This window comes from Paenibacillus sp. HW567, from assembly GCF_000374185.1.
GTDB lineage: Bacteria > Bacillota > Bacilli > Paenibacillales > Paenibacillaceae > Paenibacillus_AQ.
In genome coordinates this window covers 4,389,689-4,403,731 of sequence record NZ_KB910518.1, presented here as the reverse complement: position 1 = coordinate 4,403,731, position 14,043 = coordinate 4,389,689, and the positions used below count along the sequence as shown (strand labels likewise).

The 14,043-nt window shown below is 45.8% G+C and carries 10 protein-coding genes; all 10 read left to right on the top strand.

All coding sequences use genetic code 11. From position 1 onward, the window contains the following. The 10 genes from sigK to B212_RS0119430 all read left to right on the top strand — a co-directional run bounded on the left by sigK (position 1) and on the right by B212_RS0119430 (position 13,994). Complete coding sequence (gene sigK, locus B212_RS0119475) at positions 1 to 702, top strand: RNA polymerase sporulation sigma factor SigK (protein WP_019912689.1); 702 nt, start codon at positions 1 to 3, stop codon at positions 700 to 702. A 154-nt stretch (positions 703 to 856) separates the two neighbouring features. Continuing rightward, a complete protein-coding gene (locus tag B212_RS31940) occupies positions 857 to 1,036 on the top strand; it encodes a hypothetical protein (protein ID WP_019912688.1) in 180 nt (59 codons plus the stop codon). Next, entirely contained in the window at positions 1,029 to 1,634 is a 606-nt protein-coding gene (locus tag B212_RS0119465; RefSeq protein WP_019912687.1) for a zeta toxin family protein, read from the top strand. Before B212_RS31940 ends, B212_RS0119465 begins: the two co-directional genes overlap by 8 nt. Positions 1,635 to 1,834: 200 nt before the next feature. After that, positions 1,835 to 2,959 carry a 3-dehydroquinate synthase gene (aroB, locus tag B212_RS0119460; protein ID WP_019912686.1) on the top strand — a complete coding sequence of 375 codons (1,125 nt, stop codon included), beginning with the start codon at positions 1,835 to 1,837 and terminating at the stop codon, positions 2,957 to 2,959. Between the two features lie 341 nt (positions 2,960 to 3,300). Then, complete coding sequence (locus tag B212_RS0119455) at positions 3,301 to 7,788, top strand: non-ribosomal peptide synthetase (RefSeq protein WP_198015874.1); 4,488 nt, start codon at positions 3,301 to 3,303, stop codon at positions 7,786 to 7,788. A gap of 30 nt (positions 7,789 to 7,818) precedes the next feature. After that, positions 7,819 to 10,932, top strand: coding sequence for a cyclic peptide export ABC transporter (locus B212_RS0119450; protein ID WP_019912684.1), 3,114 nt, complete (start codon positions 7,819 to 7,821; stop codon positions 10,930 to 10,932). A 115-nt stretch (positions 10,933 to 11,047) separates the two neighbouring features. Next, the gene (locus tag B212_RS0119445; RefSeq protein WP_019912683.1) at positions 11,048 to 11,929 is read left to right on the top strand and encodes a 3-hydroxyacyl-CoA dehydrogenase family protein; all 882 of its coding nucleotides are present in this window, start codon (positions 11,048 to 11,050) and stop codon (positions 11,927 to 11,929) included. 36 nt (positions 11,930 to 11,965) lie between these two features. Next, a complete protein-coding gene (locus B212_RS0119440) occupies positions 11,966 to 13,000 on the top strand; it encodes an HAD-IIIC family phosphatase (protein ID WP_019912682.1) in 1,035 nt (344 codons plus the stop codon). A 38-nt stretch (positions 13,001 to 13,038) separates the two neighbouring features. Further along, positions 13,039 to 13,302, top strand: a complete 264-nt coding sequence (locus B212_RS0119435) for an acyl carrier protein (RefSeq protein ID WP_019912679.1) — start codon at positions 13,039 to 13,041, stop codon at positions 13,300 to 13,302. Continuing rightward, positions 13,299 to 13,994 (top strand): SAM-dependent methyltransferase, encoded by a 696-nt coding sequence (locus tag B212_RS0119430; protein ID WP_019912678.1) that lies wholly within the window; start codon positions 13,299 to 13,301, stop codon positions 13,992 to 13,994. The genes B212_RS0119435 and B212_RS0119430 overlap by 4 nt, the downstream gene beginning before the upstream one ends. Positions 13,995 to 14,043: the final 49 nt, after the last annotated feature.

Sequence of the window (14,043 nt, the reverse complement as noted above, 5' to 3'; positions counted from 1 at the left end):
TTGCCAGGAATTATAAGCACAATTGCGCTGCTGATCAAAGAACTGACGCTGCTGGTATCGTACGTAAGGAACAATGCTTTTCCCCAGCCGCTCTCGGAGCAGGAGGAAAGCAAATACTTAGGGATGATGGCCGAGGGGGATGCCAAGGCCCGAAATTTGCTGATCGAACATAATCTGCGGCTTGTTGCGCATATCGTCAAGAAATTCGACAACACCGGCGAAGACATGGAGGACCTCATCTCCATCGGCACGATAGGTCTGATCAAGGCCATCGAGAGCTACCGCCCGAATAAAGGCACGAAGCTCGCAACATTCGCCGCTCGTTGTATAGAAAATGAAATTCTGATGCACCTTCGTTCGCTGAAGAAAACCCGCAAGGACGTATCTCTGCACGATCCTATCGGTACGGACAAGGAAGGAAATGAAATCACCCTCATAGATATCCTCGGCTCCGAAACCGACGATGTGATCAAGGAAGTCGATCTCAAGATCGAGAAGAGCAAGATATATCGTAATCTTGATATATTGGATGACCGGGAGAAAGAGGTGGTCGTCGGCCGCTTCGGCCTGGACACCGGCGGGGAGGAGCGGACGCAGCGGGAGATTGCGAAGGAGCTGGGTATCTCGCGGAGCTATGTGAGCAGGATTGAAAAGAGGGCGCTGATGAAGCTGTATCATGAGTTTTATAAGGCGAAAAGATAAGTTGGAACTTTATGATAATAGCCTGTAGAAATGAGATGTCAAATTCTCAATCTGCAGGCTATTTGTGAAGAGTCGGATCAGACTTAAGCTAATATAAAATGCGCTGTGCTGTGATATACTCGAGCTATAAGAAAAAAATGAGGTGTTAGTATAAATGATGAATCTTACGCAGGACCTTGCTAAATTGATTCGATTAACGGGTGAACGTGCGAAATTGGATGCTAAAGCAAATGGGACATATATTGTATATAAAACAGCCGAAGGGCAAATTGTTAAAGAATATAGCACAGGTAAGATTGAGAAAATGAACGAACAGGAACTTAACCATGAATGAAACAATTGCAACCATGTTTGTGTTCGCTGGTAATAATGGAAGTGGTAAGAGCACAATCCGTAACTTGATTGTTGACCGGCTTGGGGTAAGTGTAAATGTTGATCCTGATGCACTTGCCCGTAAAATTAATAATGAGCATCCTGAAAAAAGTAATATATCTGCTGGGAAAGAAGCCATAAAAATAGCCAGAGAATGTATCCGAAATAAGTGGGATTTCACTGTGGAAACCACTTTAGCGGGTGGTAACGTCATAAGGCAGATGAGAGTTGCAAAAGAACAAGGCTTCGAAATCATTATGTTTTATGTGGGACTAGGGGATGTTCGGCTTAATATTGAACGTGTTGCTTTGCGCGTTAAGAATGGTGGTCATCATATTGAAAGCGAGGATATTATTAGACGAAATGTAACAAGTATGAATAATCTGTTATCTCACTTAGAGCTTTTAGATCAATTAATTGTTATTGATAATAGTAAAGCAGATGGTGAAATTATTCTGGGAGCAGATAAAAGTGGAATAAAATATTATTCAAATGAATTGCCTGAATGGGCACAAGTAATCAATCGGAAATTACAGATTAAATATAAAACGCAAAAGTAAACCAATTCGTATAGGGAACGATCGTAATTGGTTTATTAAGCTTGTCTGCGGATGAGTTGCTAAATACATAGGAAAGAAAAACGTCCCTGGAATTTCGTCACCCGGTATAGTGATCTGTAAATAAAAATACTATAATTCCACTTTATGGTATACTCTTCTTGCAGTGAATGTTCGAAGGAATATCTTGAAGGGAGAACGTAATGACTAAATTAAGAGTGCAGTTAAAAAAAACTGTTGATGAATCGTACGATATAATAATTGGAAGAAAATTGACGGAAACTCTGATTAGGGATATTCACACTAACTTTGCAGATCGCATTTATAAGGTGGCTGTGTTGACGGACTCCAACGTAGAGGCTTTATATGGCAGGGAGTTTTTATGGGCGCTTCAGAACGTTGGTATACATTGTGATTTATTTACTTTTCCGAGCGGTGAAAAAAATAAAAGCAGAGAGATTAAAATTAGGGTTGAGGATGAAATGATTGCTTCAGGTTATGGAAGAGACAGCCTCATTATTGCACTTGGAGGGGGAATGGTGTCGGACTTGTCCGGTTTTATTGCCAGTACCTTTTGTCGTGGAATTCCTTATATCAATTATTCGACAACACTATTATCAGCGGCTGACGCAGCCATTGGCGGTAAAACTGCTGTTAACACCCCAGCCGCCACCAATCTGATCGGTTCATTCTATCAACCCTCAACGGTATATGCAGATTTGGAAACCTGGAATACGTTATCCGTGCGTGAATTCCGAAGCGGGCTTGCCGAGACGATTATCCATGCTTGTCTAGGAGATTTTCAATTTTTTGAGTACTTAGAACTCCATGCCCCAACATTATTCGATTCTAACAGTCTCTGTCTTCAGTGGGATATTTGTGAATATATTGTACGCCAAAATTGTGAAATTAAATACAAAGTAGTCATGAAGGATGAAAAAGAAGATAACTATAGGAAAGTTTTGAACTTAGGGCATACAATAGGACGCGCCTTAGAAGCTTCGGCGGAATATAAATATCTGCACGGGGAAGCTGTTGCCATCGGGCTGGTTGCCGAAGCAAGGCTTGCTAACCATTTGGGCTTTTTAAAGTCTGAAGATGTTGAGCGGATTATCCGGTTACTCGGCAGTGTAGGTCTTCCTACGGAATGTCCCAAGGATATAGACCCGCAATTATTGATTCGAAAAATGTATACCGATAAGAAGACACGTAATGGCAATATAAATTTAGTGTTAATGAACGGAATCGGAGAAATGAGGAAGTCCTCCGGCGGCTCTTACGCATTTCCTGTGGATGAGCAGAAGATTTTATCGGTGTTGTGCAGTTAGCAAATAAAAAGGGAAAGGCTTGAAATTGAATCTCCTTTAGAATAAAATAACCTTAATATCTAAACACTAGCGATTCTGTAAGATTTATCTTGCAGACTGACTGGAAATGGTTATCTGACAACTGGAATATAAGGTTTAATTGGACGGCGACATCACAGCAACCCGAATGAATCTATTGAAGCTTAGGCACTTTAGAGAAATGAGGGGGATATATGGTGGCAAAGATCAAGGTAGTGTATACTTCATAAGTTACACGAAATGGCGAAGCTTTGCCATTTTTTTCGAAATATATAAGACAATGGAATAATAGGGCTTGAGCGGTTATGGAGGGAGTAATGCATATGAAACCAAGTAGCTTCTATCCTTTAACTCATCCGCAACAAAGAATATGGGCCATCGAACAGATCTATCCCCAAACCCCGCTGCATAACATTGGAGGAACCATCCAAATCAAAGGACCTGTTCAGTTTTCGTTATTAGAAAAGGCTATTGCTCTCTTCATCCAAAGTCATGATGCATTAAGGCTGAGAATGGCTGTCCAGAACGGGGAGCCAAGGCAATACATTGATCATGATAATGATTTTCCAGTAGAATTTATAGATTTTTCCACATGCCGTGAGCCGGAACGGGAGTTTGCAGGCTGGGTGGAATCCATAGCGCAAAAGCCATTCGTCCTTGAGAACGAACGGCTTTTTTATTTTGCCATGTTTACAGTTTCTGATCGCCAAAATGGCTATTTGGCCAAGTTCCATCATATCGTGGCGGATGGCTGGTCCATTAATATTATGACCGAGCAGATCAGCGGGATATATACCCGGCTTTTGCATGGAGAGAAGATACAGGTTCAGGCTGCACCCTCCTATCTGGAGTACCGGGACCAGGAGCAAGCCTATCTTGCATCGGAGCGGTTTCAGACAAACCAGTCCTACTGGGTTGAGAAATATCGGGCACTTCCGGATTCATTTCTGAATGCCAGCTCGGATAGCTTGGCCGGAAACAGAAAAACGTACGAATGGGGTCCTGAGCTCTCTGCCCGGATCAAGCATTTGGCCTCAGCGCATAACTGTTCCCTGAATACCTTCTTTGTTACGGCGTATTTGCTGTATGCCCACAAGATTACGGGCCAAGACGATTTGGTCATCGGCACGCCAGTATTGAACAGATCTGGACGGCAGCAAAAAGGTACCTTTGGGATGTATACCAGTACAATGCCGTTTCGCTATGTTATTGACGATTGTAGTTCGGTACTGGATACGATGTGCCAGATCAACAGCGGGTTAAAGGCCTGCTATTTCCATCAAAGATATCCTTATGATCGGCTTATGCAAGAGCTTGAGCTTAAGAAGAAAGGCATGGATCAATTATTTAATGTCTGTGTCAATTATTACAATACCAGGCTGGATACAGAAATCAATGGATATGCGGTTGATAGTATAGAGTTCTACAGCGGGCAGCAGATATATTCCATGCAGCTCGTGCTTAAAGAGTGGACAGCATCCGGCAGCATTACGGCAAGCTTTGACTATAAGCAAAACGACTTCACGCAAGAGCAGATAGATGATATGTACGCCCATCTTACAAGGTTAATCATGACAATGGTGTCCGACCCGGAAGCGAGAATCAGGCAAATCAGCATCCTGTCCACGGAAGAGTGGACGGAACGGGTGGATGCTTTTAATGCGACTCAAGCCTCTTACCCGAATGACCGCACCATCTACCAGTTGTTTGAAGATCAGGTGGAAAAGATGCCTGAAGCAATCGCTGTTACCTACAGGAATGAGCACCTGACGTACAAGCAGCTCAATGAGAAGGCCAACCAGCTCGCAAGATTTCTTATGGAACAAGGGGTTGGTGCAAATACCATTGTCGGGGTGATGACCACTCATTCGCTGGAAACGGTAATTAGTGTTCTTGGTATTGGCAAAGCAGGCGCAGCCTTCCTGCCCATCGACCCCGGTAATCCGGCTGAACGGCTAGGTTATGTTCTGCAAGACGCCCGCGCGGAATTTCTGCTCACCAATCTGCCGGACTTGGATGAATGCGGCTTCGACGGTCAAATCCTCAATATGGGGGAAATTAAATACGATACCTACCAGACCTCCAATGTGAAAATGCTGAGCAAACCGGATGATTTGGTCTACGTGATCTACACATCCGGCTCTACAGGGAAACCCAAAGGCACCATGATTGAGCAGCGGGGATTGGTGAATTATATTTGCTGGGCCAAGAAGGTCTATGTGAAGCAGACTAAGGAAGTGTTTCCGCTCTATTCCTCACTTGCGTTCGATCTGACGATTACTTCTCTCTTCACGCCATTAATCAGCGGTGGGGCCATTCGTGTATACCGCGACGATGAAGATGAATATGTCCTGTACCGGATTCTGAAGGAGAATCAGGCCACCACCGTGAAGCTTACGCCTTCTCACCTATCCTTGTTGCTGGACCGGGGCAGCCTGGATTCCTCCGTCAAACGTTTTATCGTTGGAGGAGAAAATCTAAAAGTCAGTCTGGCGAAAAAAGTGTATGACAGCTTTGGAGGCAAGCTTGAGATTATCAATGAGTACGGGCCAACCGAAGCTGTGGTCGGATGCATGATCCATACTTATGTCCCGGATACAGACACAAGAGCAGCCGTGCCCATTGGAAGACCTGCCGATAATGTGCAAATCTATCTTTTGGATAAAACGCTGGCTCCGGTCCCTGTTCATGCTATAGGTGAAATCTATATTGCTGGCGACGGCGTGGCAAGAGGGTATTTGAACAACCCTGAGCTGACTGCAGAGAAATTTATAGACTGTCCGTTTGCTCCGGGGAAGAGGATGTATAAGACGGGGGATCAAGGGAGGTTCCTGCAGGATGGAACACTGGAATATATCGGCAGGATGGATAAGCAAATCAAGATCAGAGGATATCGCGTAGAGCTGGAGGAGATTGAGAAGCATCTGCTCAATCATACCGGGATAACAGAGGCGGTCGTTCTGAACCGCCAAGATAAAGGGCATAATGCTTTTCTTTGCGCCTATATTGTTTCAAAACGGAAAATTGCAGCCCATGAGCTAAAAGAGTTCCTGATGAAGCAGTTGCCTGACTACCTCATCCCGTTACATTTTATTGAAGTGCAGGAAATTCCCTTAACCGTAAACGGTAAGGTAGACAAAGCGGTATTGGAGGAGATGGCTCTTCCGGCAAGAGGAGACAATGCGTATATCCAACCGAGAACCGAACAAGAAGAGCAGCTCATTCAAGTGGTTGGGGAAGTCCTACGGGTTGAGGATATCGGAGTGAAGCACAACTTTTATCATGTGGGCGGAGATTCCATCCAAGCGATCCAGGTCTCTTCAAAAATGAATCAAAGAGGCTACAAGCTTAAAGTGAAGGACATTCTGTCATTTCCCATCCTGGAGGAGATGGCTATGTTCATAGAAGCGGCGCGATCAGAGGAAATTGAACAGGGAGCCGCTGAAGGCAGCATTTCTCTTACTCCTATCCTGTCCTATTTTTTTTCGCAGCATTTTGCAAAGAGGGATCACTATCATCAAAGTGTGATGGCAGTGCTCAAGAGGGAGATTGGGCTGGACACACTGGAAAAAGCGTTAAGCGCTCTAATCCGGCATCATGACTCCCTGCGAATCAATTGCAAGAGTGACAGCGGTGAGTTGTTCTATAATCAAGAGCATGATCTTACCCGCCTATCTATTGAAGCCCATGATTTCTCAGACCTATCCCGGCCTGAACAAGAGGTCAAGCTGGAGGAAGAGGCCCACAGGCTGGCTGCAAGCTTTGATCTGCAACAAGGCCTTTTGGTAAGAGCGGCTGTATTTGATCTCGGCAATGTCCGGACCATGCTGCTGATCGCCCACCATCTTGTGGTAGACGGTGTATCCTGGAGAATTATTCTGGAAGATATGAATACATTGCTGCAGCAGATCCATCGCGGCCAAAAAGCGGTGCTTCCATTGAAGACAAGCTCCTATCAGAAATGGGCCAAGGCATTGGAGAACAGCCGGCAGACGTTAGGGTTGAAGGAAGAAGTGTACTGGAATTCGATATTGCAGAAGGATTTTACGTTGCCGCCTGACCATGATAAGGGAGCGGATATCCTGACAAGCTGCCATACATTGCTATCCGGTCTGGGGCAGTCTGAGACCGCCGCACTACTGTCTGAAGCCAATATTCCTTACAATACGGAACCGCACGATTTGCTGCTGGCGTCATTGCTGGTGACCCTCAAAGAATGGACGGGCAGCAGAGATATGGTCATTGAGCTGGAGGGGCATGGACGGGAGGATGTAGATGAGCTTGTGGATGTCACAAGGACGGTAGGGTGGTTTACAAGCTTGTATCCATTCGGCATCACCTTGAACGAGGACGCTCTTCCCGGACAGATTAAGCAGGTCAAAGAGGCACAACGAAGAGTGCCCGGTAACGGAATTGGGTTCGGATTGCTGCGCCAACTTGGTCGCATTGCAGATAACCATGTACGCAAATTCATCCGCTTTAATTATCTTGGGGAATTTATCCGGGATCAAGGCGAAGGCTATCTGGTCCTATTGGGAGATCAGATTCAGCACAATGTAAGCGGGGACAACCACATGACCAGTTTGCTGGACATCAACTGTTTTGTGGTCGATGGCCGTTTACAGCTTCGCCTGACATACAGCCGGAATAAATTCCTGGACATGACGATGGAACGGTTTCAATCTCATTGGCTCAGAAATCTGAAGAGGGTGATTGAGCATTGCAGCAGTACTCAAAGAAAAGAATTTACTCCCTCCGACTTTGATACGGTTGATATTTCCCAGGAGGAGTTGGACAGCCTGTTCAGTTGATGATGAAAATTGAGGATGCGAGGTTATGGAATGAAAAAAGGGATTGCGGGATGGCTCGTCTTGTTGGTGTTCACCATGGTACTGCCACTGCATGCATGGGCAGAATCGGCTGCTCCAAGCAGCTTGTCTACTGAGGAAACTGCCGGCATAGAAGCCTGGATCGAAAAGAATATGCAGGAAGGCAAAATACCGGGTGCCTCCGTTGTTATCGTTAAGGGAGATCAAACCGTCTATAACAAAGGTTTTGGGGATTCCGATGTGGCGGCTAAACGCCCTGTGACTCCGGAGACGCTGTTTGAGCTTGGTTCCACCAGTAAGGCGTTTACTGCATTGGCTGTATTATCACTGGAAAAACAAGGCTTGCTGCATATGAAAGACCCTGTACAGAAGTACCTTCCCTGGTTTCAGGTCGTGTATACCGGAGAGAATGGTTCTGGACAACACGACGGTATAGCCGAGATTACCCTGGAACAGCTTCTTCATCATACCAGTGGCCTTCCCTTCGATACGCTTAGCGATATTCCCGTTGGGGAGGATGAACAGGCACTGGAGCGTACGGTCAGGGCCGTGGTTGGGGAGAAGCTGGATTTTTACCCGGGGGACAGGTTTCAGTATGCTTCCATCAATTATGATATCTTGGGGCTTGTGATAGAGCAAGTAACGGGAGAATCCTATGAGACTTACCTGGAAAATAACGTATTGAACCCTTTGGGTCTGAAAAACACCTATCTTTTCCGTCAAGAAGCGGAGCAGCACGAAATGGCGAGGGGGTACAGGATCGGCTTCTTAAAGGCCCGTGAATATCAAGCTCCTGTGTATCGCGGAAATACACCTGCCGGTTATATCATTACGAATGGCAACGATATGGCAGCATGGCTGAAAATCCAGATGGGAGAGCGGGCGGAAGCAGCACTGGATGCCGATTTGATCATCCGCTCCCATCAACCAGACCGGTCCGTCTTCCCCGGTGTTGACGGTTCCTCCTATGCGGCAGGCTGGTTTGTCTATCAGAAAGGGAGCGGAGAGCTTTCCCATGGTGGCAGCAATCCCAATTATTCCTCTTCCGTGGTGTTTCGCCCAGAGGAGAAGATCGGGGTCGCCGTATTGGCGAACATTAACTCCTCCTACACCCAGACGATGGGTCAGGGAATTATGGAAATTCTGCACAACAAAAAGCCGCCTGAACAGGTAGCGGATCAATATCTCAGTGTGGACAAGGTCTCCCTTGTCATTCTCTGTATTGCGGTCCCGTTGATTCTGTTAACGGGCTGGTTTTTTATTTTAACTCTCAAAGAAATCATTACTAAGGAAAGAAGGCTTCGCCGGAAAACCGCCAAAAATATGTGTGGGTTGGCAGTTTTGCTGGGGTTTGTGGGGCTGCTCGGTTATTGCCTTTATGAGATTCCGGTTATTTTATTTAGCGGGCTCTCATGGGAGCTTGTTGAAGTATGGGCCCCGTCAAGCTTTATGATCGCGATCCCAAGTTTATTCATTGGGGTCGTTTTCTTTTCCCTGTATTACTTCACCACCTCGCTGTTCCCCAAGGCGCGGGACCGGACCTTGTTTCCGATCATCTTTCTTAGCACCATAAGCGGCTTTGGAAATGCAATTATCATCTTCATCATTAATGAAGCGCTGAATCATACAAACCGTTTTCAGATGGGATTATTTTCGTTTTTCTTAATGGGTCTTGCTGTGTATGTCTTTGGCCAAAGGCTGGTTAGAACGAAGCTGATTACCCTGACCAATGAAATGGTCTTTCAAAAGAGAACGGATCTGATTGACAAGATTCTGCGGTCTTCTTATCAAAATATCGAAACCATCGAAAAGGAACGGATGTATTCAGTACTAAATAATGATACGGAAACGATCAGCGGCGTTACCAATATTCTCATTTTTGGCGTGACCAGCCTGGTCACTTTACTGTGTTGCTTCGTTTATTTAGGAACAATTAATCTGCTTGGCCTGCTGATCTCAATTGTGGTTATTTTATTCGCTGCCGGACTGTATTTTCTGGCGGGTAGGCATGCCAATCAAGTCTGGGGAGAGACCAGGGATATTCAAAATACCTTTTTCAAGTTCATCAATCACATGGTCAGCGGCTTCAAGGAGCTTAGCCTTCATAAAGGTAAAAAAGAAGAGTTCCAGGAAGAGCTTAAGCAAAGCTGTGATACCTACCGGATCAAACGGATTGAGGGAGACTTAAGCTTCGCCAATGTATTTGTGATGGGAGAACTGCTGTTTACCTTTGTAATCGGAGTTGTGGCTTTTATTTTTCCGCTGCTCTTTAAGGACATTTCCAACAGCTCCCTCAGAGCTTATATCTTTGTCTTTCTGTATATGACAGGGCCGGTCCACGGAGTACTGGATGCCATTCCGAATTTCATTCGGGTCCGAATCAGTTGGAACAGGCTGAACGAACTGTCCAATCAACTGGATACGGTTGAGGAATTGAATGAAGCCCCAATCAATAATGAAGGGTCAGAAGACATCCCCCTCCATTTGGAGGCCAAGCATATTACTTATCATTACGAAACCCAAGAGGGTGAACAGTTTGCAGTGGGACCGCTGAATCTGAGTGTCCATTCCGGGCAGGTTACTTTTGTTACAGGCGGGAACGGGAGCGGGAAGTCAACCTTAGGCAAATTAATAACGGGCTTATATAAGCCGGATCAGGGAGAAATTCTATTGAATGGCCGGCAGGCGGCGCCGGAGGAACTCAGCCAAAGCTTTTCCGCTATATTTAGTGATTTCCACCTGTTTGACCGGCTGTACGGAATGGAAACCGGCGACAAAGATCAGGAGATTCAGGAATACTTACAGAAGCTGGATATTGAACACAAGGTCCAAATCCAGCAGGGGGCCTTCAGCACCGTCAATCTCTCAACCGGACAGCGGAAGCGGTTAGCGCTTTTGATTAGCTGCCTGGAGGATCGTCCGATCTATCTGTTCGATGAATGGGCCGCAGACCAAGACCCGGAATTCCGGGATTATTTCTATCATGTGCTCATTCCGGAGCTGAAGCAAAAAGGAAAATGCATCATTGCGATTACGCATGACGATAGATATTTTCATATGGCTGACCAATTGTTGAAAATGGAAGTGGGACAGCTCGTGGACGAGCCGGTGAAGCAGCATGCGTAACAAGTCATACCAGAAAGGCCTGATGGCCCTACATGAAGGGAGGCATAAGGAGATCGGGGATCGCATCCGTAATGTACACTAGCACTCTACTATTATGAAAAGGTGGCAGCCGCATATGAATACATTCGAAACGATCGGGATCATTGGCGCAGGGGTAATGGGTTCCGATTTGGCCTTGGATTTGGCAAGCCAGGGGTACCGGGTCATCCTGAAGGATATCCATGAAGAGGCGCTGGACACGGCTAAGGCGAAGATCAGGGAGGATTTCAAGCTAGTAAAGCTGATGAAAAAGGAGCTGCGGGTGAAGGAAGTTGAACAAGTGCTTACTAACATCAGGTTCACCACTACATATCAGGATTTCCATGCCGTTCCCTTTGTGATTGAAAATATCACGGAAAACTGGGAAGCCAAGCAACAGGTATATCTTGAACTTCAAGAGCATTGTCAGGAAGATACCATTTATGGTGTGAACACTAGCTGTATTTCCATCACGAAGGTAGGGGCAGTACTCCCGAAGCCGGAGAATGCAATCGGCATGCATTTCATGAATCCGGTTCCGCTCAAGCAGATGGTAGAGATCATTAAGGGCTACTACACATCCCAGGATACGATTCAGAAGATCAAAGACTTTTTGAAAGCGATTGACAAGAAGCCTGTCCTGGTCAATGATTCGCCGGGTTTTGTGACCAACCGCGTCCTTATGCCCATGATTAACGAATGCATCTGGGCCGTGCATGATGGGGTCGCGACACCCCAGGATGTGGATAAAATTTTCCGTTTAGGCTTCAGCCATAAAATGGGCCCGCTCGCTACCGCCGATTTGATTGGGCTTGATACGATCTTGAATTCCATCTTGGTTTTGTATGAGAGCTATAACGATTCGAAATATCGCCCCTGTCCGTTGCTGGTCAAGATGGTGGACGCAGGGCTGCTGGGGAAGAAGAGCGGCAAAGGATTTTTTGATTACACTTCTGTTCTCGCCCATAGCCGTGCGTAAGCTGATATACCAAATCTAACGTGAAGGAACCTGAGGATGGAGATTAAAAGCGGAATTAAATGCGTCGTATGGGATTTGGATAATACCCTCTGGGATGGTGTTCTGTCTGAGGGGGATCAGGTAACGTTAAAACCGCAAATCAAGGAGATTCTGGAGGAACTGGATCACCGGGGAATTCTGCTGTCTATTGCCAGCAAAAATAATATCGACGATGCGATGAATAAGCTGAAAGAGTTTGAAATTGACCACTATTTTCTCTATCCCCAAATCCATTGGGAGCCAAAATCAAAGTCACTGGATGCCATCCGCCAGTCGATCAATATCGGCATGGATACACTGCTGTTTATTGATGACCGGCCTTTTGAGCTGGATGAGGTGAAAAGTGTTCATGCAGCCATCAATTGCGTTCATGCCGATCATTACCAGGAGCTGCTTGGCCATTCTTCGCTGATCCCCGCCTTCATCACAGAGGACTCGGTAAAAAGAAGGCTCATGTATCTAGAGGACATGAAACGTAAACAGGAAGAAGAAGCCTTCTCGGGAACCAGCGAGGAGTTTCTAAAATCGCTAGGCATGAAATTCATCATCAGTGAGGCTGAGGAGGAGGATTTGAAGCGTGCCGAAGAATTAACCGTACGCACCAATCAGTTGAATTCAACGGGGCGGATCTACAGCTACGACGAACTGAATCACTTTCGGGAATCGCCCGGCCATAAGCTGTATGTCTGTGAGCTAACCGATAAATACGGCTCTTACGGTAAAATTGGAATCGCCTTGGCCGAGCTGACAGATACCCATTGGCATATCAAGCTGCTGATTATGTCATGCCGTGTTATTTCGCACGGGGTTGGCACCGTTCTGCTGACGCATATCATGCAGCAAGCCAAACAAGCCAATAAAAGGCTGTTAGCTGACTTCAAGAATACGGAACGCAACAAAATGATGTACGTCTCTTACAGGTTCTCCAACTTCAAAGAAATAGCCAAGGCGGAGGACGGATTTGTTATCCTGGAAAATGATTTGACAACGATTCAGAAATTCCCTCCTTATATCGAGCTTCTCGTCAAGTAATAATGCCCGGAAAAAATAAAAATAAAGGAGTTTTTACAATGAGCGTGCACGAGCAAATCCGCAATTTTATTCAGGATAACCTGGTGGTTTTTGATGATGATGTTGACTTCAGCAATGAAGACAATATTTTTGAGCTTGGTTTCGTAAATTCATTGTTTGCCATGAAATTGGTTACGTACATTGAGAGTGAATTCAATACGACCATTGAGAGTGATGAAATGGATATCGCCAATTTCAATACCATAGATAACATCGTAAGCTTTATCCATTCGAAAACGGTTTCAAATAAGGAAACCCGATGATTTATACGACAAAAAATACCGGGACCGTATTTAATTGGGATGAGTATTTCATGAAGCTGAAGAACGGGGAAGCTCCGGCGTTTGACGTTGAATCATATTTTTACAATGTCAGGGGGTTGCTGAGCGAGAACGCTCATTTGCTGGCACTGGTCTTGGGGAACGTATTGCGCAAGCTGTTAAGGGGCATTCAGATCCAGCCGGAGCCGAGAATCCTGGAGCTGGGAGCGGGTACAGGGTTTCTGACTCGTCTTCTACTGACAATGTACGGAGGAAGCGGAGCTTTGGTGGATAATTGCCGGACCTCATTTGAAGCCTATAACCGGATAAAGGACAAGAGTGAGAACCGCATTACGTATCAGTTGGAAGACTTGTTTGCCTTGAAGGTGGCAGAACCATTTGATCTTGTTTGCAGCTTTGGATTAATCGAACATTTTAAAGAGAAGCAGGAGATTCTGTCCATCCACAAGGAGCATTGCCACCCGGACGGATATCTGATTTTGATTGTACCGATGGACAGCTTTCTGACACGGGTATATTACGAGGTTCACCCCGAAATCAACCTGGGGTATAGGGAATTGTTAACCAAGAAGACCGCATTGGAACAGATTCAGACAAGTGGGCTGCAGCCCATCCGGGCAGAAGTGAGCCAGGGCTATGTTTATGATTTTTTGACGGTTTTGTGCAGGGGATAGCTGGCGGGTCTTTTTCAGAACATACAATCTAATGATGGGATGAATGAAA

Bases quoted from the DNA above. Each gene is read 5' to 3' on its own strand.
- B212_RS31940 (WP_019912688.1), top strand. From the start codon at position 857: ATGATGAATCTTACGCAGGACCTTGCTAAATTGATTCGATTAACGGGT.
- B212_RS0119465 (WP_019912687.1), top strand. From the start codon at position 1,029: ATGAATGAAACAATTGCAACCATGTTTGTGTTCGCTGGTAATAATGGA.
- aroB (WP_019912686.1), top strand. From the start codon at position 1,835: ATGACTAAATTAAGAGTGCAGTTAAAAAAAACTGTTGATGAATCGTAC.
- B212_RS0119455 (WP_198015874.1), top strand. From the start codon at position 3,301: ATGAAACCAAGTAGCTTCTATCCTTTAACTCATCCGCAACAAAGAATA.
- B212_RS0119450 (WP_019912684.1), top strand. From the start codon at position 7,819: ATGAAAAAAGGGATTGCGGGATGGCTCGTCTTGTTGGTGTTCACCATG.
- B212_RS0119445 (WP_019912683.1), top strand. From the start codon at position 11,048: ATGAATACATTCGAAACGATCGGGATCATTGGCGCAGGGGTAATGGGT.
- B212_RS0119440 (WP_019912682.1), top strand. From the start codon at position 11,966: ATGGAGATTAAAAGCGGAATTAAATGCGTCGTATGGGATTTGGATAAT.
- B212_RS0119435 (WP_019912679.1), top strand. From the start codon at position 13,039: ATGAGCGTGCACGAGCAAATCCGCAATTTTATTCAGGATAACCTGGTG.
- B212_RS0119430 (WP_019912678.1), top strand. From the start codon at position 13,299: ATGATTTATACGACAAAAAATACCGGGACCGTATTTAATTGGGATGAG.